This is a genomic window from Haploplasma axanthum (assembly GCF_900660745.1).
Lineage (GTDB): Bacteria > Bacillota_I > Bacilli_A > Acholeplasmatales > Acholeplasmataceae > Haploplasma > Haploplasma axanthum.
The window spans coordinates 1,257,365-1,280,277 of sequence record NZ_LR215048.1 but is presented as its reverse complement, the minus strand read 5'-3'; the positions used below and the strand labels follow the sequence as shown (position 1 = coordinate 1,280,277).

Below are 22,913 nucleotides of genomic sequence, written 5' to 3'. Positions count from 1 at the left end.
ATGAAAAAAATAATAAGTGGATTAATAGCGTGTTTTATTTTAATGTTTTTTTTAGTAAATGTAACTAGAAGTGTTAATGCGTTAGAAATGAAAAGATTTAATATTGGAGATAAAGAATTATATAATGAAACAAATACATATACATACAAAGATAGTTATCAACCAAACGAAGATAGATATGATTTTAATAGTAAAACTAATATAGTAGTTGATGATAATGAACCTTTACTGACAGTCTTTACACATGGACTTCAAGGCAGTGCATCGCATTGGTCAAATAACGAAAATAGTTTATTCTCATATTCAAAAGATTCAATTATAACTAGAATGGCTAAAATTACTGACTCTAATATCTATTGGGTTAAAATTGATGGACAAATGGAAATTAGAGATATAACTGATGAACTTTATGATTCGTTACGAGCTAGTCATACTCATACTAATTATTCTGGTAAGATTGTAAGAAACATTACTGATATATCAAAACATAGTATAATACTTTTTGAGGCTTCAGAAACTGCTACTGCTGGAAGAAACGATGCTGTATATGATGAATTTAACTATGCAATAAGTCAATTAGTATATGATATTCGTGTATTAAATAATGGATTACTTCCAAAAATAAATTTAATAGGACACTCAAGAGGTGGAATAACAAATATGCAATATGCACTTGATCATCCAGATTTAGTTCATTCAATGTATAGTTTGGGAACACCATATACTGGCTCAACATCTGCATCATTAGATAGATTTTTTTTCAATTTCAATTTTAGTGGTAGCAAAGAAGCATCAGAAGATATAACATCTAAAAGTGTATATGGGAAATATATGGATAGATGGAATTCGAACTATGAAACAAGATACTCACATATAAATGTTATGGCACTTGCTGGGAAAGCAACACTTTTACAGATTGCAGGAGCTTTAACAACAGAGCATAGTCTAGAGTATTTACAAGAACTAATAAGTGATAAAACTAACGGTAAAGTTAATATTGATAAGACTGTTTTAATGGCTGGAATATATACAGCAATTGTTAGTTTAAATCTTAATGTATTAAAAAATCCTTTTGGAGTCCTAACTGCAATAAAAACAGCTATAGGAATATATTCAGAACTTGCAAAAGTTTTTGATTTAACTGATGTGGTATTTGATGATGTAGTTCAAATATTAGCTAATGAGATTAATTTTGATTATCATCCACCATTTTTATCTTGGTATAATGATGGATTAGTTGATTTAGGTTCACAGCTAGGATATGAAGGATTATACTTAGGTACAGGTGAGCAATATTTAGGGTTTAAAAGAGTTACTAAGACTTTTATGCTTTCTAATAGTGAGTTTAATAATACATCGATGACACTGCCTGCTGTTGCTCATAACTTGGAAGCTAGAGATAAAGAATTAGGAACTTATATTCTTTCAGATATTTCAATGGGAATAAAGTTGAATAATGACTATGAAACTTATGAAGTTGGTAATAATGAAATTGGAATTGGCTCATACATAGGCAAACCAATTTCAGATACATTAGTAATACCTACATACATAAATGGTAAGAAGGTTGTTGCTATTGGTGATTATGCATTTGCAAATAATGCTTATGGACAAGTGAATTTAACTAAAGTAGTAATACCAAAGACTGTAATTAGTATAGGAAAAAATGCTTTTTATAATAGTGAAAATATAACTAGTATTACATTTGAGAATAATTCTGGATTACTTGAAATTGATAAAGGTGCATTTTCATATATGCCTAATTTAACTAGTTTTGATATTCCAAACGGTCTACACCATATAGGAGAAAGTGCCTTTTTACATAGTGGCATTTCTAATTTCAATATACCTAACAATAGATATTATTCATGGGAAAATAATTTTCTTATTGATAAGGATACTTCTAATATAAATACTCAAATAGCAATCTATGCTAATCCTAATGTAACTGAGTTTATTGTTCCATCAAAAGTGAAAATTTTGTCACCGTATATTTTTGAGAATAATCAGATAATTCAAAAAATTGATTTGAATAATGTTGAACATGTTGGTCTTAATACATTTTCTAATAGTACATTAACTGTTATTAATGGTGGTCAAAATTTAAAAAATACTGATGACAATGCATTTTCAAATACGCCATGGTTAGAAAACCAAAATAGTGATTTTATTACATTAGGAATGGTTTTAATACAATATAACGGGGAAGAAACTGATGTAGTTATTCCAGAAGGAATTAAAAAGATATCAGGAAATAGTTTTAATAGTAATTTGATAAAAAATATTATCTTACCAACAACACTTGAGAATATAGGTAAAGATGCATTTACAAAATGTTTGAATTTAGAATCAATTCTCTTTAAATCAACACGACCTGCAATATTAGATGGAACTATAAGTTCAAGTGATGTTGAACTATTTGTTAGTGAAGGTAATTATAACTATTATATTAATAGTATTTATTATAGTGAAGTAAAGAATCAAATAAAAGTTAAACCAATAATAATAGACTTCTTTGATGAAAATGGTAATAAACTAGGAAGTAGAACTGAAAAATATGGATCCTCATTTGATCAAGCAATTGAAGCGCCAAAAATAAAAGGTATGGACTTTCTATATTGGTTTGATGAAGATGGAAAAATATATCATTTAAATAGTTATTTAGATATCTATGAAGATATTAAACTCTATCCAAAATATGAAGAATCAAAATATACTTTAAATATATTTAATGATCAAGATAATTCTGAAATTGAAATAACGTATGGTTCTGTTTTAAAATTAGATGTTCCAAGAAAAGATGGATATGAATTTATTGGATGGTATGATAGTGAGAATAATGGTAATCAAGTAATTAATGCATCAGGAGAAGTTGTATGGTATAGAACTAATGAAGTTGAATACTTATATGCACGTTATGAAATAATTGAGTATACTATCGAATATGTTACTAATCAAGGTGAATTTGTAGGTGGAAACAGATATACATTTACTGTTGAAAATCCAATTACAACCAATCAAATATCAGAGGTAAGACGTTTTGGATACATTTTTGATTATTGGAGATATAACGATAAAGAATTTAAAACAACATTCGGTATTTATAAAGATATAAGAATAGAAGCCAAATGGTTAGGGGAAAGAATTAGTAGAAATCTATCTGGTACTATTGCAATAGGTGATGAATATGTAATTATTGATTTACAAAATGCATCAAGAACAAGTATATATTTGTATAAAATTGCTGCTACTGTTAAGTCAGTAACCTTTATTGGCGATAATAGAGAAATGACTAATATGTCAATTGAAGTAGCATCAAGAAGTACAGCATTGATAATGGGATTTGATTCAATGGACTTTAGACCAAAACAGAATATAAATGGAAGAGGATTTAATGCTATAGATGCAAGTTCAAATTTTGAACTGTATATTATATATAAGAATCATAATAAGATAGTTGGTGGATTAGGTGGTAATGGACTTAGTTATTATAGGACTGAAAATCAGGCGATAGGAAATTCTAATGGTATAACTGGCAAGTATGGTGGGGCAGGATCGGCCGGTGGAACTGGAATATATGCTACAAAAGTTACTTTTAGTGAATATGATAATAAATCATGGATTACTGTTGTTGGAGGTAATGGTGGTAATGGTGGCCGCGGTGGAGATGGACAATATGGATCAAATGGTGTACAAAATCCAAATGGTAGTTGGCTTAAACCGAAAAAAGGTGATAATGGAGCAAGAGGAGGAAATGGCGGAACTGGAGGAGCCGGCGGTGAAGGTGGTTTAGCTATTAGAGTTGTTGGAAAAGAATCGATAAAAGTAAGTACAATTAGTAACTATAGATTTACTGGAGGAGCCGGTGGTAACGGTGGTCAAGGAGGCTCTGGAGGTAATGGTGGAACTGGTGCTAGTGATACTAGTACTAATATCTGGAATGGAGTTGGTGATCCAGGAGATGGCGGAAATGGTGGTAACGGTGGCTCTGGAGGCCGCGGTGGAAATGGAAGTGCTGCAACAAATGCTCTTTATGTATTTGGAGTAGGGGGCGCTGGTGGTTCAGGAGGCTCAGGTAATAGTGGTGGATATGGCGGATCTGGTGGTGACGCTGGAAGCAATGGTGCTGATGGTAATAATGGATCTTCAGGATCAATGGGTTCATATGGATCAACAGGCTCATCTGGTACTACAGGTTATAATACAGAACAAACAAGTTCAGGTGTTAGAAACATTTCATATGCATTTGATAAACTGTTTATTGCACTTTACGTATAAGATAAATTTTAAAAAAATATAAAATATCTTTGAATCTACAAATAGAGGGAGTAATGAAAATTGCTCTCTTTTGAATATTATATACATTGGTTTTAATGTTATATAAAGAAAAAGAGCTATTAAATAGCTCTGAATGAATAATTCCTAGTAATAATTCAATTTTATTTTGTTAGTAAATCATGAATATTTTTATTCTTCCGTATGTAATAATATACTGGTAAACCAATAACAAACATAACGACAAATTCTCCTAAAAATACCCAACTGAATGCTCCAATAAATGGCACTATTGTTTCTGTTAATGATAAGTAGTAAATCATATAACCAACTACTAAACCATTAAATAATGCAGGCATTAGTAATGCAAGCAATGGAATTTTTCTTAATAAAATCATTGCAGTTATTGCAAGTGTTGATGCTAAAGTACCAACTAAAGTATCGACAATTCCAAATGGACTGTTTAGATTTGACAAGAATGTTCCAAGTATTAAACCTGGTGCAAGTTTTGGGTTAAAGAGAACGAGAATTAATAGAAATTCAGCAATTCTAAATTGAACAACTTCAAAACTTGTAAAACTAAAAATAAAGACCAAAGCAACATAAAAAGCCCCAATAATGGCATTAATTGCTAGATCTTCAATCGTAAATTTTTTCACGATGAAATCCTCCCTGTTTTTATTTTTTGCTGGTTTCCTAGGGTACAGCAAATATACTTTTGTATTATAGCAAAAATATGCTATAATTACAAATGCGGAGTGATATTTATGTCAATAAAATTTGAAGTTTTACATGTATGTAAACAAAGTGGAGCAAGATTAGGAAAATTAACAACACCTCATGGTGTTTTTGAAACACCTTTTTTTATGCCAGTTGGAACACAAGCAACAGTCAAAACATTAACTGTTGATGAAGTAAAAGAAGTTTCAGAAGGATTAATACTTGGAAATACCTATCATTTATGGCTACAACCAGGAAATGAAATAGTAAGAAAACATGGTGGAATTAGAGGTTTTATGAAATGGGATGGAGCACTATTAACTGATAGTGGTGGATTCCAAGTTTTTTCTCTTAGTTCATTAAGAAAAATAACTGAAGAGGGAGTTCATTTTAGACATCATAAAAATGGAGCAAAACTCTTTATGAGTCCAGAAGATTCAATTAAAGTTCAAGAGGATTTAGCTGCTGATATAATTATGAGTTTTGATGAGTGTCCACCACCATACGAAACATATGAATATATGAAAGATAGTATTGAACGTACTATTAGATGGGCTAAAAGAGGTAAGGATGCACTAACTACAGATCAAGCATTATTTGGAATTGTTCAAGGTGGATTAAATAAAGAATTAAGACAACATTGTGCTGAAGAATTAATCAAACTTGATTTTCCAGGATATTCAATTGGTGGTTTATCTGTTGGGGAAACAAAAGAAGAAATGTATGAAATTACGAAGTTTTTAAATCCAATTTTACCTTTTGATAAACCAAGATATTTAATGGGAGTTGGAGCACCAGAAGATTTAATAATGAATGTTATTAATGGTGTTGATATGTTTGATTGTGTATTACCATCTAGAAATGCTAGACATGGTTCTATCTTTACAACAGAAGGTAAAGTTAATATTAAAAATAAAAAATATGAAGATGATATGGAACCAATTGATAAGGGATTAAATACGCCAGTTAATAATTATACAAAATCGTACTTAAGACATTTATTTAAAGCTGAAGAGTATTTAGGAATGCGTCTTATGACTTACCAAAATTTAGCGTATTTAAAACATTTAATGGGTGAAATTAGAAATGCTATTAAAGAAGATCGTTTATTAGATTATTTAGAAGAAATGAAAGAAAAAACTAATTATTTTAAATAAACTTAAATGTTTGAAAAAATGAATGAAAGTATAGTATAATATATAGTAAGTATTTACTAGTAAAACAAGGAGGTTATACTGTGGTGTTCGGAGAATCTAACAATTTTGATCAAAAGCCAATTATTAAAGTTATTGGTGTCGGTGGTGGCGGAGGAAATGCTATTGACCGAATGATAGAAAACGACGTCAAAGGTGTTTCTTTTGTTGCTGTAAATACAGATGCACAAGTATTAAAACTATCAAAAGCAAACGAAAGAATCCAAATCGGAAAAAAACTGACTAGAGGTCTAGGTGCTGGAGCTAAGTTTGAAGTAGGTCGTGAGGCAGCATTAGAATCAATGGATGAACTAAAGGAAATGTTAGAAGGCGTTGATATGGTTTTCATTACTGCTGGTATGGGTGGCGGAACTGGAACAGGTGCTGCGCCAGTTATTGCTAAACTTGCTAAAGATATGGGGATTTTAACGGTTGCTATTGTGACTAAACCATTTGGTTTTGAAGGACCTGGAAGAATGAAAGCAGCGATATACGGACTTGAAGAAATAAGACCATATGTTGATACATTAATCGTTATTCCAAATGAAAGATTATTACTAATCTCTGGACCTGAAACACAATTATTAGATGCGTTTAGAGAATCGGATAATGTTTTAAGACAAGGTGTTCAAGGAATTGCTGAGATTATTGCAATTCCAGGAATTATTAATGTTGACTTTGCTGATGTTAGAACAGTAATGGAAGATAAAGGGACTGCACTTATGGGTATTGGATTGTCTTCTGGAGAAAATCGTGCAATCGAAGCAGCAAGAAAAGCAATTCATTCTAAATTATTAGAAGTAACAATTGATGGAGCAACTGATGCTATCGTTAATATTGCTTCTGGTTCAAATATTACCTTGTTTGAAACACAACAAGCGTTAGACGAAATTAAGAATGCTGTTGATAATGATTTAAATATTATTTATGGAACAACAGTAAATGCCGATTTAGGTGATGAAATGATTGTTACAGTTATAGCAACTGGATATGAATTAAAAGCTAAAGATAATACATTTGATAATTTTGCAAGTGAATTATTTAATAAAACATCAAACGAGCAAGTAGTTATTACTAAAGAAGGTTTGATGGCTAAAGGTGAAGTGGAAAATGAAGTTAAACCTGATAAAACAGATAAAAAAATTAATCTGCCTTCATGGTTAACTGGAAATAAAAAATAGGCTAACAAGCCTTTTTTAATGAAAGAAGTGTGAATTTATGTTAAAAGCTGGAATCGTTGGTTTACCAAATGTTGGAAAATCAACATTATTTAATGCAATTACTAAAGCAGATGTTTTAGCTGCAAATTATCCGTTTGCAACTATTGAACCAAATGTTGGAGTTGTTCTTGTTCAAGATGAACGTTTAAATGAATTAGCAAAAATTGTTAATCCACAAAGAATCTTACCAACAACTTTTGAGTTTACTGATATTGCTGGTTTAGTTAAAGGAGCGTCTAAAGGTGAAGGACTTGGAAATCAATTCTTAAGTCATATTCGTGAAGTAGATGCGATTTGTCACGTAGTACGTTGTTTTGAAGATGAAAATATTACACATGTTTCTAATAAAATAGATCCTGTTGGAGATTTAGAAACTATTAAAATGGAACTTTATCTTGCTGATTTAGATCAAATTGAAAGAAGAATTCCAAGATTAGCAAAAATGTTAAAACAAAATGATCGTGATGCACAGATCGAACATGATGTTTTAAATAGAATTAAAACAGCAATTGAAAATGATATTGATCCTAAAACATTAGATATTAGTGAAGAAGAAAATAAATTAATTGCAAACTACCATTTATTATCTTTAAAGCCATCAATATATGTTGCTAATGTTGCTGATTTTGAACTTAGTGATCCAAATTCGAATAAACATTATTTAGATTTATTAGAATATGCTAAAAAGGATAATACAATTGTTATTCCAATCAGTGCTCAATTAGAAATGGAAATTGCTCATCTAGGATATGAAGATCAATTAATGTTTTTAGAAGAATATGGTATTAAAGAATCGGGTTTAAATAAATTAATTAAAGAAGCATATAATTTATTAGGACTTAGAACATATTTTACTGCAGGTGAAAAAGAAGTAAGAGCTTGGACATTTATTAATGGAATGAAAGCACCACAATGTGCTGGAATTATTCATACTGATTTTGAAAAAGGTTTTATTGCTGCAGAAACTATTTCATACGATGATTTAATAGCTGCTGGAAGTAGACAAAAAGCTAAAGAATTAGGAAAAGTTAGAATTGAAGGAAAAGAATATATCGTAAAAGATGGCGATATATTAAATTTTAGATTTAATGTTTAAAATTGATAATTTTGATGGGGTAATTGTTTGTGCAAGCAAATACTTTAATCCATCAGAAATGCTTGAAATAAAGAAACTTGGTATTAATGATTTTGGCGAAAATCGTGTTCAAGATTTACTTGCTAAACAAAAAGAATTAGTTGAATCAAACATTATTTGGCATTTTATTGGTAAATTACAAACTAATAAAATTAAAAGTATGATAAATACAATTGATTATTTACATAGTTTAGAATCAATTGCTCAAGCAGAGTTAATTGAAAAATACCGAGATAAACCACTTTTTGTATTTATTCAAGTAAATATTAGTGATGAAGAACAAAAAAGTGGTATAAATCCTAATAATTTAGCTCAATTTATCAATGAATTAAAAAAATATGATAAAATAGTGTTGATAGGTTTAATGACAATCGGTGTTTTAGATAACTTAGAAAAAACCGAAAAAGTTTTTAACGAACTATCAAAATTAAAAGATAAATATAATTTAAAATATCTTTCAATGGGAATGACTGGTGATTATGAGCTTGCTATTAAGCATGGATCAACGCATTTAAGACTTGGAACATATTTTAAAAATTTAGTAGGAGGAAATGATGGGATTATTTAGTTTTTTCAAGAAGAAACCAAAAGAGGAAGCTATAAAAAAACAGGAGACTGTTGAACTAATAATTTTTGAACAATTAGAAGATGCAGATGATACCCATTTAACAAGACTTGCTACTGAGTTAATTAATGGAAAACCATTAGTTATTAATTTAGAACAGTTAGATATAGATGGTGCTAATAAGGTTATTGCCTTTTTATCAGGAGTTATTTATACTATTGAAGGTGAAATCTCCAACATTAAAGAAAAAATTTTCTTGTTTGGACCAACTGATGTTTATACTGATGGTAGTGTAAGAAAGTTATTAGAGAATCTATAATTAAATAGTTACAGTGAAAAGAACAAGCATATTATTAACGTTTATTAGCGAGTTAGGGAATGGTGAAAGCCTAATTAAATAAGATATTATGTATCAACTTGGAGTAACATATAAATTTGAGTGCTAGAGAAATCTGGAACTAAGGTGGTACCGCGTAGTAATACGTCCTTAGCTTTTATAAGGACGTATTTTTTTATTAAAATATTGAGGTGAGAAAAGATGGAATTAAAAGATACATTATTAATGCCTAAAACTGAATTTCAAATGAGAGGAAATTTAGGTGTAAGAGAAGAAGAGTTTCAAAAAAGATGGAAAGAAATGGACTTATATAATAAAGTCTTAGAAAAAAATAAGGATAATACACCATTTATCCTACATGATGGTCCTCCATATGCAAATGGAAATATCCATGTTGGACACGCATTACAAAAAACACTTAAAGACTTTGTTTTAAGATACAAAACAATGGCTGGTTTTTATGTTCCTTTTATACCTGGTTGGGATACACATGGTTTACCAATTGAAAATGAAGTAGTTAAAAAAGGTTTAAAACGTAGTGAAGTATCAAGAAAAGAATTTAGAGAAAAATGTGAAGAATTTGCGTTACAACAAGTTCAAAAACAAAAAGAACAATTTATGAGATTAGGTGTTTTAGGGGATTGGGACAATCCTTATTTAACATTAGATAAATCATTTATTGCTGATCAAATTCAAGTTTTCGGTAAAATGGTTGAAAGAAATTTAATTTATCGTGGATTAAAGCCAGTTTATTGGTCTCCTTCAAGTGAATCAGCATTTGCAGAAGCAGAAATTGAGTACCAAGATAAAAATTCAATTTCAATTTACTTTGCATTACCAATTGTTGAAAATGAAGAATTAAAAGGTGCTAATCTTTTAGTTTGGACAACAACACCATGGACATTACCTGCAAACTTAGCTGTTTCAGTACACCCAAGAATGAATTATGTATTAGTAAATGCTGATGGAAAAAAATATGTTATCTTAAATTCATTACTTAATACATTAAAAGAAAAACTAGGATGGGAAAATGTTGAAGTATTGAAAGAATTCTTAGGCAAAGACCTAGAATATGTTAAATACAGACACCCATTATATAATAGAGTTTCACCTGTAATTTTAGGAGAACACGTTACTGATACTGACGGTACAGGACTTGTTCATACTGCTCCTGGTCATGGTGATGATGACTATCAAGTAGGTTTATTATATAAATTAGATATTTTAAGCCCTGTAGATGCTAAAGGATATATGACTGAAGAAGCTGGTAAATATGCTGGAATGTTCTATGAAGATGCTAATAAAGAAATTGTTAAAGATATGGATGAATTAGGATTCTTATTAAAACAAGACATAATTACTCACTCGTATCCACATGACTGGAGAACTAGAAAACCAGTTATTTTTAGAGCAACACCACAATGGTTTGCAAGTATTGATCCATTAAGAAAAGATTTGTTAGAAGAAATTAAAAAAGTAAATTGGACTCCAAGTTGGGGTGAAGTTAGATTGTCAAACATGATAGAAGGAAGAGGAGACTGGGTTATTTCACGCCAAAGAGTTTGGGGAGTACCACTTCCAATCTTCTATTTAGAAAATGGAGAAGCAATTTTAGATTATCAAGTTATTAAACATGTTTCTGATTTATTTAGAGAATATGGAGCAAATATTTGGTATGAATGGGATGCTAAAGACTTATTACCTAAAGGATATAAAAATGCATTAAGTCCTAATAATATCTATGAAAAAGAAATGGATATTATGGACGTTTGGTTTGATAGTGGCTCATCATATAAAGTGTTAGATGAAAGAGGACTACCATTCCCAGCAGATTTATATTTGGAAGGTTCTGATCAATATCGTGGGTGGTTTAATTCTTCATTAATTACTAGTGTTGCTATTAACGGTGTTGCTCCATATAAAAATGTAGTTAGTCATGGATTTGTTTTAGATGGTAAAGGTTATAAAATGAGTAAGTCACTTGGTAATACTATTGATCCACTTAAAATAATGAAACAACAAGGTGCTGATATTATTAGACTTTGGGCAGCAACTACAGCATATCAAAGTGATGTTAGAATAAGTGATGAATTAATTAAGCAAACAGCAGAATCATATCGTAAAATTAGAAATACATTTAGATTTGTTTTAGGAAATTTATTTGATTTCAATCCGGAAGAAAATTATATTTCTTATTCAATGCGTGGAAGAATTAATCGTGTAATGACATTGAAATACAGAAGTGTAATTAATGCTGTTATTGATGCTTATGATGCATATGAATTTGATAAAGTATATCGTATTATAATGCCATTTATAATTAATGATTTATCAGCATTCTATTTGGATTTTGCAAAAGATGTTTTATATATTGAAGCACAAAACAATTTTGAAAGAAGAGCAATCCAATCAACATTGTATGATATCATCTTAGGATTATTAAAAGTTTTAAATCCAATAATTCCACATACTACTTCAGAAGCATATTGGGAATTACCTTTCCATAAAGAAGAAGATATTTATTTAGAAAGTATGCCAAGTAAAAATGAATTTACTGATGAAGTATTATTAAAGAATTTTGAAATATTTGAAGAAATGCGTGAAAAAGTCTTAAAAGAATTAGAAATTGCTAGAAATGAAAAAGTGATTGGTAAATCATTAGAATCAAGAATTGATTTACAATTAACTAAGGAACAAATTGATGCAATTAAATATTTAGAAGTTGATTTAGAATTAGTATTAATCTCTTCTAATGTTAATGTAGAAGAAAGTGATTCATTTAGAGTTAAAGTGTCTAAATTTGAAGGGGAAGTTTGTGAAAGATGTTGGCGAACTTTCAAAGTGTTAAATGAAAAACATTTATGTGATAGATGTAATAAAATCGTGGAGGATTTTAAATGAACATTTTAATTGTTAATGATGATGGAATTGAATCTAAAGGATTAGAAGTTTTAGCTAGAGCACTTGCTCCTCATGGTAAAATCTATGTTTCTGCACCAATGAATCAACAAAGTGGTAAAAGTCACGCAATAACAATCTATAACACACTTGAAGTTGTTCAAATGCCTTTATTAGCTGGAACAATTGGAACAATTGCTGTTAATGGATCACCAGCTGATGCAACAAAAGCAGGTTTAAGATTATTTAATGTTGATTTTGACTTAGTTGTTTCAGGAATAAATGATGGACCAAATATTGCAAAAGATATTTTATATTCTGGAACTGTCGGTGCTGCATTTGAAGCAAAGATTTATGGTGTAAATGCGATTGCTATTTCTGCTGATGGACTTGAACTTGAATATTTATATGATGAAACTATTAAAACATTAGATGAAATAATTGAAAACAAATTATATGAATTTGATGGTATTTTAAATGTTAATTTTCCAAAATATACATTTGCTAAACCACTTGGTGTTTTATTCACTAATCAAGGAAAACGTTATTTTCATTCAGAGTTAATTAAAAAGAATAGTATTGAAGATCATTACTATTTAAAAGGAAGCATTAGTCAATTTGAGGAAGATTTAGATAGTGATGTATGGGCATATAACAATGGTTATATTTCAATAACACCTTTAACACTTAATCGTACTCATCATGAAATGTTAAATAAATTAAAGAAAACTAAGTAATTATGATAAAATTATTGTAAGAGGTGAGGCAATGGAAAAGTTTCAAGTGCATTTTTTTCGTGAGAAAACAAGAGATTTAGATGTTGAAGCTTTGTTAGCATTCTTTGAAGTTATTGAAGGAATGGAAATTGAAATGGATGAGCGAAGTGTAAGAATAAACTACAAACATCCACGTTTAGGTTATAAAGCCTGTTTTTTAATTATGCCTAAATCACAAGTTAAAGATATTTATCGTTTAAATCCAAGGTATTTAGATTTGAATTTTCAATTAGAGTTACCACTTACTGTTCCAGATTATTTTGCTGATCATGTCTTCCATATTGTTAAAAGACTTGTTGAAAAATTTGATTATTTTGTATATCAAGATTATTTTGAAGATGTATTACCTTTTAGATTAGATTTGGTTATGAAAATATTTAATATGGTAAAAGAAAGATATTTAGAATTACATCCTAAGTTCTTGCAAGAAAATTATTTAATTTCAAAAGATAAGTTAAATAGTGTCTTAAGATATATGGATGATAATTTTAGTTTGCAAAAATACTATCAAGAAGCAAGTACATATGTTCCATTTTATTTATTTTTAGCAAATGCAGATAATAGACTAAGAATCGGTTTTGAATGGAAATACGATACTTTAACCGTGATACCTCCATATGTTGATTTCATATTTTTAAATCGAGGTAATGATGTTTCAATAATTAAGTATCAAGAATTTTATGAACAAGCAAGTAAATTTTTAGATGATGTACCTGGGTTTTTAAAAGATTCAAAAGTTGTTTCAAAGAAAAACTTAAAAAAAGTTAATAAGATTTTAAAAAAGAATAAATTTACTAAGGTAATTGAAGTTTTGACAAAAGTCGATCACTTTCAATTAATTGATTAAGGAGCAAAATGGATAAAAAAATAATTATCAGGAAAGTAGTATTTGAAATAATCGGAATAATACTTTTAGCTTTGGGTGTTACAGGAATTATTGTAACTGAATTAGGTGCAAGTTCACTTGATGCATTTAACGTTTTCTTTGGAAAACTAGTGAAAATAGAAACAGGAACAGCTACCCTTATTACAAATGCAGTAATTGCCGTCATATTGTTTGCACTAACAAGAAACTTTAAATTAGTTTTTAGTATTGTTGTAGGAATATTAATTGGATTATGTATAAACTTTTGGCAGCCACTACTTAATAATATCTTTAATATTGGAGATGCGAATAGTATAATGAATCATTATTGGTTTAGTATTCCATTTGGACTTGTATCAATTGTTATAGTAGCTATTGGTGCAGCAATATTAATAATAGAAAAACTACCAATGTCATCATATGATGAACTAACACTTTATCTAAGTAAAAAAATTGGTTCTTACCATAAAACTAAAGTTTTACTAGATACATTTTTCTTAATATTGGCGATAATTCTAGGATTAATAACTAAATTATTAACTACACAAATTAATTTCTTCACAATAATTGTAGTTATAGGTGTTGGTCCAACAATTAATTTCATATTAAGAATTTATGAAAAAAGAAAGGAAAAGAAAAATGCAATTGAATAAATATATTGATCATACTAAACTTGGAGCAAACGTTTCAAAAGAGCAAATTGATAAACTAATTAAAGAAGCAAAAGAATATAACTTTAAAAGTGTTTGTGTTAATCCTATTTGGGTTGCATATGCAAAAGAACAATTAAAAGGAACTGATGTTTTAGTTTGTACTGTTATTGGTTTTCCACATGGAACACATACACCAATAATCAAAACACAAGAAACACTTGATGCTGTTATTAATGGTGCTGATGAAATAGATGTTGTTATTAATGTTACAGCCTTAAAACAAGGCAATTATGAAACTATTTTAGATGAATTAGAAGGTGTAGTAATTGCTGCTGGTGGTAGAACCGTTAAAGTTATTATTGAAACTTGTTATTTAACAAAAGAAGAAATTATCAAAGCTTCTGAACTAACAGTTGAAGCTGGAGCAGACTTTGTAAAAACTTCAACAGGATTTGGTACAGGTGGTGCTAAAGTTGAAGATGTTAAATTGATGAAAGAAACAGTTGGAAAAGATGCTGAAGTAAAAGCATCAGGTGGAGTTAGAACGTATGAAGATGCTATGGCAATGATTGAAGCAGGTGCGACAAGAATTGGTACTTCAAATGGCGTTGACATTGTACTTAAAAAGGAGAAAAAAAATGATACCAACACCACATATTGAGTTGAAAGACAAAGATTTAATTGCTAAAACAGTTATTATGCCTGGAGATCCATTAAGAGCTAAGTATATCGCTGAAACTTTTCTTAAAGATGTAGTTCAAATTAATGGAGTAAGAAACATGTTTGGTTATACTGGTAAGTTTAATGGTAAAAAAGTAACAGTTATGGGTTCTGGAATGGGAATGCCAAGTATTGGTATTTATTCATATGAATTATTTAAATTCTATGATGTAGAAGCAATCATTAGAGTAGGTTCTGCTGGTGCTTATACTGATAAATTGAAATTATATGATGTTGTATTAGCTAAAGATGCTTGGAGTGAATCAAGTTATGCTAAGACAATGGGAGTGACAGGAAGAAAAACATTACCTGCAACTAAATCATTAAATAATCGATTGTTAAAATCAGCTGCAAAAGTTGGAGTTACATTACATACTGAAACAATTCATTCATCAGATGTTTTTTACCGTGTAAATCCAGATGAGTTTAAAGATATTTATGAAAAACATAATGCTGTTTGTGTGGAAATGGAATCATTTGCTTTGTTTACTAATGCAAAAGCATTAGGTAAGAAAGCTGCATGTCTATTAACAATCTCTGATTCGCTTGTAACACATGAAGCAACAACTGCACAAGAAAGACAAGAAGCTTTCAAAGAAATGATGTTAGTTGCTTTAAATAGTATTTAATCAATTTAAGAGAAAATTTATAAATAATTATATAGTAGAGATTAAAAGAAATACTCTCTACTATTTTTTTATTTAAAGATTGTTTTTATATTAATTTTATTTGAAATTTGATGATTTTAATATAAGTTAAGTTATTAGTATACTCTCTTAAAAGGAGAGATTATTATGCTTAATCAATTAGTATTAATAGGAAGAATTACACATGAACCAGAAGCGGTAATACTTGAAGATGGTAAAAAGGTGTTAAGATTCCAATTAGCAGTGCAAAGAGGTTTTAAAAACTATGATGGAGAATATGATACTGACTTCATTCAAGTAACTGCTTGGGAAGGTTTAGCAACTATTGTTGAGTCATTTGTAAAAAAAGGTGTAATGTTAGCAGTAAAAGCAAGAATTCAAACATGGCAGTATCAAGTTACAGATGATAAAAAAATTAGTATGCTTGAAGTGATTGCTGAAAAGATTACATATTTATCGACAAGTAAAGCAAAATTAGAAGAAGAAATCAAATGATTTCTTTTTTTTAACATGATATTTTGTTATAATAAGTCAAGTATATTAAGGAGATGATTAGTTTGAAGATAGCAGTATATTGTGGAGCAAACAGTGGAGATAATGAAATCTATGCAAAGAAAGCTTTTGAACTCGGCAAATGGATTGGTGAAAATAACCATACACTAGTATATGGTGGGGGTAAAAGAGGTTTAATGGGACTAATTGCTAAAACTGTTCTTGAGTATGGTGGATTAGTAATTGGTATTATGCCACAATTCTTAATTGATAAAGAACTTGCATTTAAAGAAATTACGGAGTTTATTATCGTTGATAATATGAGTATTAGAAAACATAAAATGTTTGAACTATCTGATGCCTTTATAGCAATGCCTGGTGGTGCAGGAACACTTGAAGAAATTACTGAAGTGATTTCATGGGCAGGTATTGGTCAAAATGCTAGTCCATGTATTTTATATAATGTTAATAATTTTTATAAACACTTATATGAACAATATAAAGTTATGACTGATACTGGTTTTTTCAGTAAAGAAACATTTGATAAAATATTATTTAGTGATAATGTTAAAACTATAAATGAATTTATTAATAATTATGAACCACCAAAGTTTAGAACATTTAAATAATGAAATTTATGTTAAAATAGTAAATAGGAGATGAACAATATGAAAATAGATTTTAAAGCAGAAGTATTGAAAAGAAAAGATGATTTAATCAAAGATTTACAAAAATTAATTCAAATAAATTCTGAACTAACAACATTTGATCCAAATAGAGTTGGTGCTCCATTTGGTGAAGGTAATAAAGAAGCATTAGATTATATGTTAAGTTTAGGAAATAAAGATGGATTTGAAACACTTAATGTTGATGGATATGCAGGTCATATTGAATATGGTAAACAAAATGAATTTGTTGGGATAATAGGACATTTAGATGTTGTACCAGCAGGATCTGGATGGAGCTATCCAGCATATGGAGCAGAAATTCATGATGGAAAAATGTTTGGTCGTGGAACTGAAGATGATAAAGGACCAACTATTGCTGCATATTATGCATTAAAAATCTTAAAAGAATTAAATGTTCCATTATCAAAAAGAGTTAAACTTGTTTTAGGTATTGATGAAGAATCTGGTTGGAGATGTGTTAATCATTATTTCAAAAGATTTCCTGAAGCACCAGTATCTGGATTTATTCCTGATGCAGATTTCCCATTAATCTATGCTGAAAAAGGGATTGTAAGAATAAATATTGAAGGCAAGTATGATAATAGCTCATTAGTTTCATTTACTGGTGGACTTAGAGATAATATGGTTCCAGATCATGCAACAGCAATTGTTAAGAATGTTAATGATAAATTTGTAGATTCTTTTGAAAAGTATTTAAAAGAAAATAACTTAAATGGAAATACTGAAAAAACAACTAATGGAATCAAACTTGATTTAGATGGTATTAGTGCCCATGGTTCATTACCAGAACTTGGTAAAAATGCAATTCATTTATTAAACGATTTTTTAATTCAAGAAGGAATTAAAAATGAATTAACAATTTTAATTGATAAATATCTAACTAAAGATACTAGAGGTAATAAACTAGGGATTAACTATCATGATGATGAAATGGGTGATTTAACAGTTAATTTAGGTGTTCTAGAAGTTAATAATAATGATTTTAAAGTTGTTTTAAATGTTAGATATCCTAACGGAGTAGTTTTTGATGAAATGTTTAATTCATTAAAAGATACATTTAAAGGATTTAATGTTTCATATAATCATCATCAAAAATTACTTTACAATGATCCAAATTCAGAATTAGTTCAAAAATTAATGACAGTATATCGTAAACATACAAATGATGTAGAGGCTAAACCAATAACAATTGGTGGTGGTACGTTTGCACGTGCTATGCCTAATGTGGTTGCTTTTGGACCACACTTCTTAGGTAAACCTTCATATATTCATCAAAAAGATGAATACATTGAAATTGATGATTTAATTCTAGCAACAATTATATATACAGAAGCACTATACGAATTAGCAAAATAAAGTATTTAGGGGGACATAATGAAACAGTATTTAGAAATGTGTGAATATATTTTAAAAAATGGTGATACAAAAGATGATCGTACTAACACTGGAACAATTAGTGTTTTTGGTTATCAAACTAAATATGATTTAGATGAAGGGTTCCCTTTACTAACAACAAAAAAAGTCCATTTAAAATCGATTATTCATGAACTTTTATGGTTTATAAGTGGAGATACAAATATTAAATATTTAGTAGATAATAAAGTTAATATCTGGAATGAATGGCCGTACGAAATATTTAAGAAAAGTAATGATTATCAGAATGAATCTCTAGTAGAATTTATTGATAAAATAAAAAATGATGAAGAGTTTGCTAAAAAACATGGTGAACTAGGCCCTGTTTATGGAAAACAATGGAGAAACTTTTTAGGTGTTGACCAACTTCTTAATGTAATTGATGATATAAAGAAGAATCCTAATTCAAGACGTCATATTATTTCTGCATGGAATCCAAGCGAAATTAAGAATATGGCGTTACCCCCATGTCATGCTTTCATGCAATTTTATGTAAATAATGGTGAACTATCACTTCAACTATATCAAAGAAGTGGTGATGTATTCCTTGGAATTCCATTTAATATTGCATCATATTCATTACTATTAATGATGGTAGCCCAAGTTACTAATTTAAAGCCAAAAACATTTGTTCATACTATTGGGGACGCTCATATATATTTAAATCACTTAGATCAGGTTAATCTTCAATTAACTAGAGAAATAAGAAAACTTCCGAAAATGATTATTAATCCTGAAATTAAGAACATTTTAGACTTTAAATATGAAGATTTCAGCCTTACAGACTATAATCCGCATCCCTTAATTAAAGGAGTGGTTGCTGTATGATAAATCTGATTTGGGCTATGGATGAAAACTGGTTAGTTGGTAATAATGATAAACTACCTTGGCATTTCCCTAAAGATTTAACTTATTTTAAAAATGTTACAAAAGATAAGATTGTTTTAATGGGTGATTTAACTTATGAATCAATGAAAGGATATTATAAAACTAAACCTTTCCCATTTAAAAAAATTTATGTAGCAAATTTAATTGATAAAGTATATGAAGATGCAATATTAGTTAAAGATGTAAATCATTTTTTAAAGAATAATAATGAAGAAATCTTCGTTATTGGTGGACCAACAATATATAATCTTGCATTACCTTATGCTGATAGATTATATATTACATTTGTCCTTGGAAGATTTGAAGGAAATAGATATTTTAAAAAATTTGATTTGAATGATTATCAGTTAGTTAATTATTCAAATACTGATAGTTTAATATTTGCAACCTATGAAAGGAGAAAACATTAATGTTTACTTTTATATTTTTCTTTCTTTGGTTTGGGAGTAGTGCACTATACTTTTTCTTAATTAGTGATATTCTATATCTAATACCAGTTTGGTTAATTGCGGGATTTTTAACTAGTATTATCGTGATTATTATTGGATTATATTTATTATTACCATTTATGAAAAAATCAAAACCAAATACAAAGTTTAAACATAAACTATTAAAGAATCTCTCAAGATTTTTAAATGGGATTGTTTTAGGTTTGAAAGTAACAGCAGAAGGAACTGAAAATATTCCAAAAACAGGAAAATTAACAGTATATGGAAACCATAAATCTAAAGATGATCCATTCTTAATTATGGCATACATGAATCGTGCATTAGCATTTACACCGAAAATTTCATTGTATAAGTTGCCACTTGTTTCACAATATATGGATTATTTAGGTTGCCTTCCGATTGATCGTGATGATAATAGAAGAACAGCTAAGACAATGATTCAAGCAATTAAAAATGTTGAAGAAGGTTTGGCAATGCTCATATTCCCAGAAGGTGGGATTTTATCGAGAGAACAAGATTCAATGGTTGGTATTAAAGCAGGTGCTTATAAAATAGGTGTTAAATCTGAATCTGATTTTTTACCAGTTTCAATTATTAATAATAGTAAGATAGCAAAAAAGAAGTTCTTTCAAAGATTACATATTAAAATAATTTTTCATCCAGTTGTTAAATATGAAGAAATTAAAGATTTAACTACTCAAGAAATTGGTGAAAAAATGTTTGAAATAATAAATAGCAGGTTAGATAAATAAGATCGATTAAATCGGTCTTTTTTTAATAAAAAAAGATTGCTATAAAGCAATCCTTATTGTTCCTCTTCATTTAGATATGTTTCAATCAAATTAAGTTTTTTACCATCAAATTCGAATAGATGAATTGATCCATTACCTAAAAAGAAATTAGTATATGTATATTTTTTATTATCAAATAATAGATATACTGTTCTTATAGCATGCGCATGTGTTGTAAGTACGATTGTCTCATCTGGAAAACGATTATAAAGATTTACTAATCCATATGCGATACGTTCTCTAATTTGTTCATTATCTTCAAAACCAACTTCACTAAATCCTTCAACCATGACTTTAGGGAAATTATCAGCAATTTTTGTTAACTCGTAATTACCAAAATCACGTTCAACAAAGTTTGGTTCAATTAATATGTGTCCTTTATAATTAATTTTTTTACTAATCAAATAGCCTGTTTCTAATGCTCTTGATAGTGGACTAGAAACTACTCGATCAAAAGTAACTCCTAAACTTTTTAATTTTTGCCCAGCAGTTTTAGCTTGTTTTTGACCAACATTATTTAAAGGGGCATCAACTCTACCTTGAATTAATCTTTGAGAGTTATAATTTGTTTGACCATGTCTAACTAAATATATTTTCATAATAATCACCTTTCAAACTCTATTATAACATAAAAATATGGTAGAATATATGTGAAGGAGTGATTATATGCACATAGTTGATTTGATTCTAAAAAAGCGTGCAGGGAACGCTTTAACGAAAGAGGAAATTCAATATTTAGTTAAAAATTATACAAATGGAACAATTAAAGATTATCAAATGAGTTCATTCTTAATGACTTTATTTTTTCAAGGAATGAATGATGAAGAAGCTACTAATCTTGCATTATCAATGCGCGATAGTGGCGATGTTTTCGATTTATCAAAAATTAATGGAATTAAAGTAGACAAGCATTCAACTGGTGGAGTTGGTGATAAAGTAACTTTAATACTTGCACCATTACTTGCAGCACATGGTGCTAAAGTAGCTAAAATGAGTGGTAGAGGATTAGGGCATACTGGTGGAACCATTGATAAATTAGAAAGTATTCCAGGATTTAAGACAGAATTATCATTTGAAGATTTTGAAAGACAAGTTAATGAAATAGGTTTATCTGTTATTGGTCAAAGTGGAGATGTTGCTCCGGCAGATAAAAAACTTTATGCCCTAAGAGATGTTACGGGAACTGTTGATATAATACCACTTATTGCTTCAAGTATTATGTCAAAGAAACTAGCAAGTGGTTCTGATGCTATATGTTTAGATGTTAAGGTTGGTTCTGGAGCATTTATGAAAACTTTAGATGAAGCTAAAAAACTTGCTAAATTAATGGTGAATATTGGAAAGTTAGCTGGTAAAAAAGTAACCGCAATTTTAACAAGCATGGATGAGCCCTTAGGACATAAAATTGGTAACGGATTGGAAGTATTTGAATCAATTGAAACAATGAATGGAAAAGGACCAAGAGATGTTGTAGAAGTTACTACTACAATTGGTGCACAATTATTATTAGATGCAAAAATTGAAACTGATTTTGAAGTAGCAAAAAGAAAACTTGCTAAGTCACTTCATGATGGTAAAGCATTGAATAAATTTAGAGAAATGGTTATTGCCCAAGGTGGAGATGTAAGTTATGTTGATAACCCAAGTAAATTAATTACCGATAAGACAGTTGAAGTAAAATCTACTAAAGAGGGTTATATAACAAAAATTGATGCATTAGGTATTGGTGTTGCAGCATCCAGATTAGGTGCTGGTAGAGAAACAAAAGAAGATGTTATTGATTTGAAAGTTGGTCTTGATCTTCATAAAAAAATTGGTGATAAGGTTAAAGTTGGAGATGTACTGGTTACTCTCTATGTAAGTGAAAAAGGTGTTGAAGAAGCAACCGAACTTATTAAAAAGAGTATTACAATAGGTAGCAAGAAACAAGATTTTAAACTAATTTTAGGAACAGTTAAATAAAATAAAGGATGGTATTTTAAAAAATATCATCCTTTTTTGCATTATATTTTATTATTTATTTTTATATGCTATAATAATTATGATCACTACGGGGAGCCAATAGGCTGAGAGGACAATAGTCGACCCGAAGAACCTGATCTGGGTTATACCAGCGGAGGGATAGTTGAGAAAAAAGAATCTTTTTTTGATGCTATTTCTTTGGGAAACCAAAGAAATTTTTATTTT

General features: G+C 29.2%; 21 protein-coding genes and 1 riboswitch. Of the genes, 19 read left to right on the top strand and 2 right to left on the bottom strand.

What is annotated here, in order from left to right; genetic code table 11:
* Positions 1-4,278 carry an alpha/beta fold hydrolase gene (locus tag EXC62_RS09105; protein WP_052590090.1) on the top strand — a complete coding sequence of 1,426 codons (4,278 nt, stop codon included), beginning with the start codon at positions 1-3 and terminating at the stop codon, positions 4,276-4,278.
* Between the two features lie 161 nt (positions 4,279-4,439).
* Here the strand turns inward: EXC62_RS09105 and EXC62_RS05960 are convergent, their stop codons facing one another.
* Positions 4,440-4,934 carry a QueT transporter family protein gene (locus EXC62_RS05960; protein WP_052590088.1) on the bottom strand — a complete coding sequence of 165 codons (495 nt, stop codon included), beginning with the start codon at positions 4,932-4,934 and terminating at the stop codon, positions 4,440-4,442.
* A 108-nt stretch (positions 4,935-5,042) separates the two neighbouring features.
* Between EXC62_RS05960 and tgt the strand changes: the two genes are divergently transcribed.
* The 17 genes from tgt to EXC62_RS05875 all read left to right on the top strand — a co-directional run bounded on the left by tgt (position 5,043) and on the right by EXC62_RS05875 (position 20,687).
* Positions 5,043-6,152 carry a tRNA guanosine(34) transglycosylase Tgt gene (tgt, locus tag EXC62_RS05955; protein WP_026391091.1) on the top strand — a complete coding sequence of 370 codons (1,110 nt, stop codon included), beginning with the start codon at positions 5,043-5,045 and terminating at the stop codon, positions 6,150-6,152.
* Between the two features lie 83 nt (positions 6,153-6,235).
* Positions 6,236-7,369 (top strand): cell division protein FtsZ, encoded by a 1,134-nt coding sequence (gene ftsZ / locus EXC62_RS05950; protein WP_232034260.1) that lies wholly within the window; start codon positions 6,236-6,238, stop codon positions 7,367-7,369.
* A gap of 37 nt (positions 7,370-7,406) precedes the next feature.
* Positions 7,407-8,504 (top strand): redox-regulated ATPase YchF, encoded by a 1,098-nt coding sequence (gene ychF / locus EXC62_RS05945; protein WP_026391089.1) that lies wholly within the window; start codon positions 7,407-7,409, stop codon positions 8,502-8,504.
* A complete protein-coding gene (locus tag EXC62_RS05940) occupies positions 8,497-9,111 on the top strand; it encodes a YggS family pyridoxal phosphate-dependent enzyme (RefSeq protein WP_052590086.1) in 615 nt (204 codons plus the stop codon). Before ychF ends, EXC62_RS05940 begins: the two co-directional genes overlap by 8 nt.
* Positions 9,098-9,427, top strand: coding sequence for a cell division protein SepF (gene sepF / locus EXC62_RS05935; protein WP_052590084.1), 330 nt, complete (start codon positions 9,098-9,100; stop codon positions 9,425-9,427). Before EXC62_RS05940 ends, sepF begins: the two co-directional genes overlap by 14 nt.
* A 219-nt stretch (positions 9,428-9,646) precedes the next feature.
* Positions 9,647-12,346 (top strand): isoleucine--tRNA ligase, encoded by a 2,700-nt coding sequence (gene ileS, locus EXC62_RS05930; protein ID WP_162140315.1) that lies wholly within the window; start codon positions 9,647-9,649, stop codon positions 12,344-12,346.
* The gene (surE, locus tag EXC62_RS05925; protein ID WP_026391087.1) at positions 12,343-13,080 is read left to right on the top strand and encodes a 5'/3'-nucleotidase SurE; all 738 of its coding nucleotides are present in this window, start codon (positions 12,343-12,345) and stop codon (positions 13,078-13,080) included. Before ileS ends, surE begins: the two co-directional genes overlap by 4 nt.
* 31 nt (positions 13,081-13,111) lie before the next feature.
* Entirely contained in the window at positions 13,112-13,966 is an 855-nt protein-coding gene (locus tag EXC62_RS05920) for a hypothetical protein (RefSeq protein WP_026391086.1), read from the top strand.
* 8 nt (positions 13,967-13,974) lie between these two features.
* Positions 13,975-14,637, top strand: a complete 663-nt coding sequence (locus tag EXC62_RS05915) for a YczE/YyaS/YitT family protein (RefSeq protein WP_026391085.1) — start codon at positions 13,975-13,977, stop codon at positions 14,635-14,637.
* Positions 14,624-15,298 carry a deoxyribose-phosphate aldolase gene (gene deoC / locus EXC62_RS05910; RefSeq protein ID WP_162140314.1) on the top strand — a complete coding sequence of 225 codons (675 nt, stop codon included), beginning with the start codon at positions 14,624-14,626 and terminating at the stop codon, positions 15,296-15,298. Before EXC62_RS05915 ends, deoC begins: the two co-directional genes overlap by 14 nt.
* Complete coding sequence (gene deoD, locus EXC62_RS05905) at positions 15,279-15,986, top strand: purine-nucleoside phosphorylase (RefSeq protein WP_026391084.1); 708 nt, start codon at positions 15,279-15,281, stop codon at positions 15,984-15,986. Before deoC ends, deoD begins: the two co-directional genes overlap by 20 nt.
* Positions 15,987-16,151: 165 nt before the next feature.
* Positions 16,152-16,499, top strand: coding sequence for a single-stranded DNA-binding protein (locus EXC62_RS05900; protein ID WP_162140313.1), 348 nt, complete (start codon positions 16,152-16,154; stop codon positions 16,497-16,499).
* Positions 16,500-16,561: 62 nt separating this feature from the next.
* Positions 16,562-17,125 carry an LOG family protein gene (locus EXC62_RS05895; RefSeq protein WP_026391083.1) on the top strand — a complete coding sequence of 188 codons (564 nt, stop codon included), beginning with the start codon at positions 16,562-16,564 and terminating at the stop codon, positions 17,123-17,125.
* A gap of 39 nt (positions 17,126-17,164) precedes the next feature.
* Positions 17,165-18,541: a dipeptidase PepV gene (pepV, locus tag EXC62_RS05890; protein WP_035375908.1), complete on the top strand. Its 1,377-nt coding sequence runs from the start codon at positions 17,165-17,167 to the stop codon at positions 18,539-18,541.
* Positions 18,542-18,559: 18 nt separating this feature from the next.
* Complete coding sequence (thyA, locus tag EXC62_RS05885) at positions 18,560-19,426, top strand: thymidylate synthase (protein WP_162140312.1); 867 nt, start codon at positions 18,560-18,562, stop codon at positions 19,424-19,426.
* Positions 19,423-19,896: a dihydrofolate reductase gene (locus tag EXC62_RS05880; protein WP_026391080.1), complete on the top strand. Its 474-nt coding sequence runs from the start codon at positions 19,423-19,425 to the stop codon at positions 19,894-19,896. Before thyA ends, EXC62_RS05880 begins: the two co-directional genes overlap by 4 nt.
* Positions 19,896-20,687: a lysophospholipid acyltransferase family protein gene (locus tag EXC62_RS05875; RefSeq protein ID WP_026391079.1), complete on the top strand. Its 792-nt coding sequence runs from the start codon at positions 19,896-19,898 to the stop codon at positions 20,685-20,687. Before EXC62_RS05880 ends, EXC62_RS05875 begins: the two co-directional genes overlap by 1 nt.
* Before the next feature lie 53 nt (positions 20,688-20,740).
* On the opposite strand, the gene EXC62_RS05870 is transcribed toward EXC62_RS05875, so the two are convergent.
* The gene (locus EXC62_RS05870) at positions 20,741-21,325 is read right to left on the bottom strand and encodes a histidine phosphatase family protein (RefSeq protein ID WP_052590075.1); all 585 of its coding nucleotides are present in this window, start codon (positions 21,323-21,325) and stop codon (positions 20,741-20,743) included.
* 67 nt (positions 21,326-21,392) lie between these two features.
* Between EXC62_RS05870 and EXC62_RS05865 the strand changes: the two genes are divergently transcribed.
* Entirely contained in the window at positions 21,393-22,688 is a 1,296-nt protein-coding gene (locus tag EXC62_RS05865) for a pyrimidine-nucleoside phosphorylase (protein WP_026391078.1), read from the top strand.
* A gap of 79 nt (positions 22,689-22,767) precedes the next feature.
* Positions 22,768-22,865, top strand: a riboswitch (TPP riboswitch).
* Positions 22,866-22,913 lie beyond the last annotated feature (48 nt).

Coding starts and splice junctions, on each gene's coding strand:
- surE (WP_026391087.1), top strand. CDS start 12,343: ATGAACATTTTAATTGTTAATGATGATGGAATTGAATCTAAAGGATTA.
- EXC62_RS05870 (WP_052590075.1), bottom strand. CDS start 21,325: ATGAAAATATATTTAGTTAGACATGGTCAAACAAATTATAACTCTCAA.
- pepV (WP_035375908.1), top strand. CDS start 17,165: ATGAAAATAGATTTTAAAGCAGAAGTATTGAAAAGAAAAGATGATTTA.
- EXC62_RS05920 (WP_026391086.1), top strand. CDS start 13,112: ATGGAAAAGTTTCAAGTGCATTTTTTTCGTGAGAAAACAAGAGATTTA.
- sepF (WP_052590084.1), top strand. CDS start 9,098: ATGGGATTATTTAGTTTTTTCAAGAAGAAACCAAAAGAGGAAGCTATA.
- EXC62_RS05915 (WP_026391085.1), top strand. CDS start 13,975: ATGGATAAAAAAATAATTATCAGGAAAGTAGTATTTGAAATAATCGGA.
- thyA (WP_162140312.1), top strand. CDS start 18,560: ATGAAACAGTATTTAGAAATGTGTGAATATATTTTAAAAAATGGTGAT.
- tgt (WP_026391091.1), top strand. CDS start 5,043: ATGTCAATAAAATTTGAAGTTTTACATGTATGTAAACAAAGTGGAGCA.
- EXC62_RS05900 (WP_162140313.1), top strand. CDS start 16,152: ATGCTTAATCAATTAGTATTAATAGGAAGAATTACACATGAACCAGAA.
- EXC62_RS05865 (WP_026391078.1), top strand. CDS start 21,393: ATGCACATAGTTGATTTGATTCTAAAAAAGCGTGCAGGGAACGCTTTA.
- ileS (WP_162140315.1), top strand. CDS start 9,647: ATGGAATTAAAAGATACATTATTAATGCCTAAAACTGAATTTCAAATG.
- EXC62_RS09105 (WP_052590090.1), top strand. CDS start 1: ATGAAAAAAATAATAAGTGGATTAATAGCGTGTTTTATTTTAATGTTT.
- EXC62_RS05940 (WP_052590086.1), top strand. CDS start 8,497: ATGTTTAAAATTGATAATTTTGATGGGGTAATTGTTTGTGCAAGCAAA.
- ychF (WP_026391089.1), top strand. CDS start 7,407: ATGTTAAAAGCTGGAATCGTTGGTTTACCAAATGTTGGAAAATCAACA.
- EXC62_RS05875 (WP_026391079.1), top strand. CDS start 19,896: ATGTTTACTTTTATATTTTTCTTTCTTTGGTTTGGGAGTAGTGCACTA.
- deoC (WP_162140314.1), top strand. CDS start 14,624: ATGCAATTGAATAAATATATTGATCATACTAAACTTGGAGCAAACGTT.
- EXC62_RS05880 (WP_026391080.1), top strand. CDS start 19,423: ATGATAAATCTGATTTGGGCTATGGATGAAAACTGGTTAGTTGGTAAT.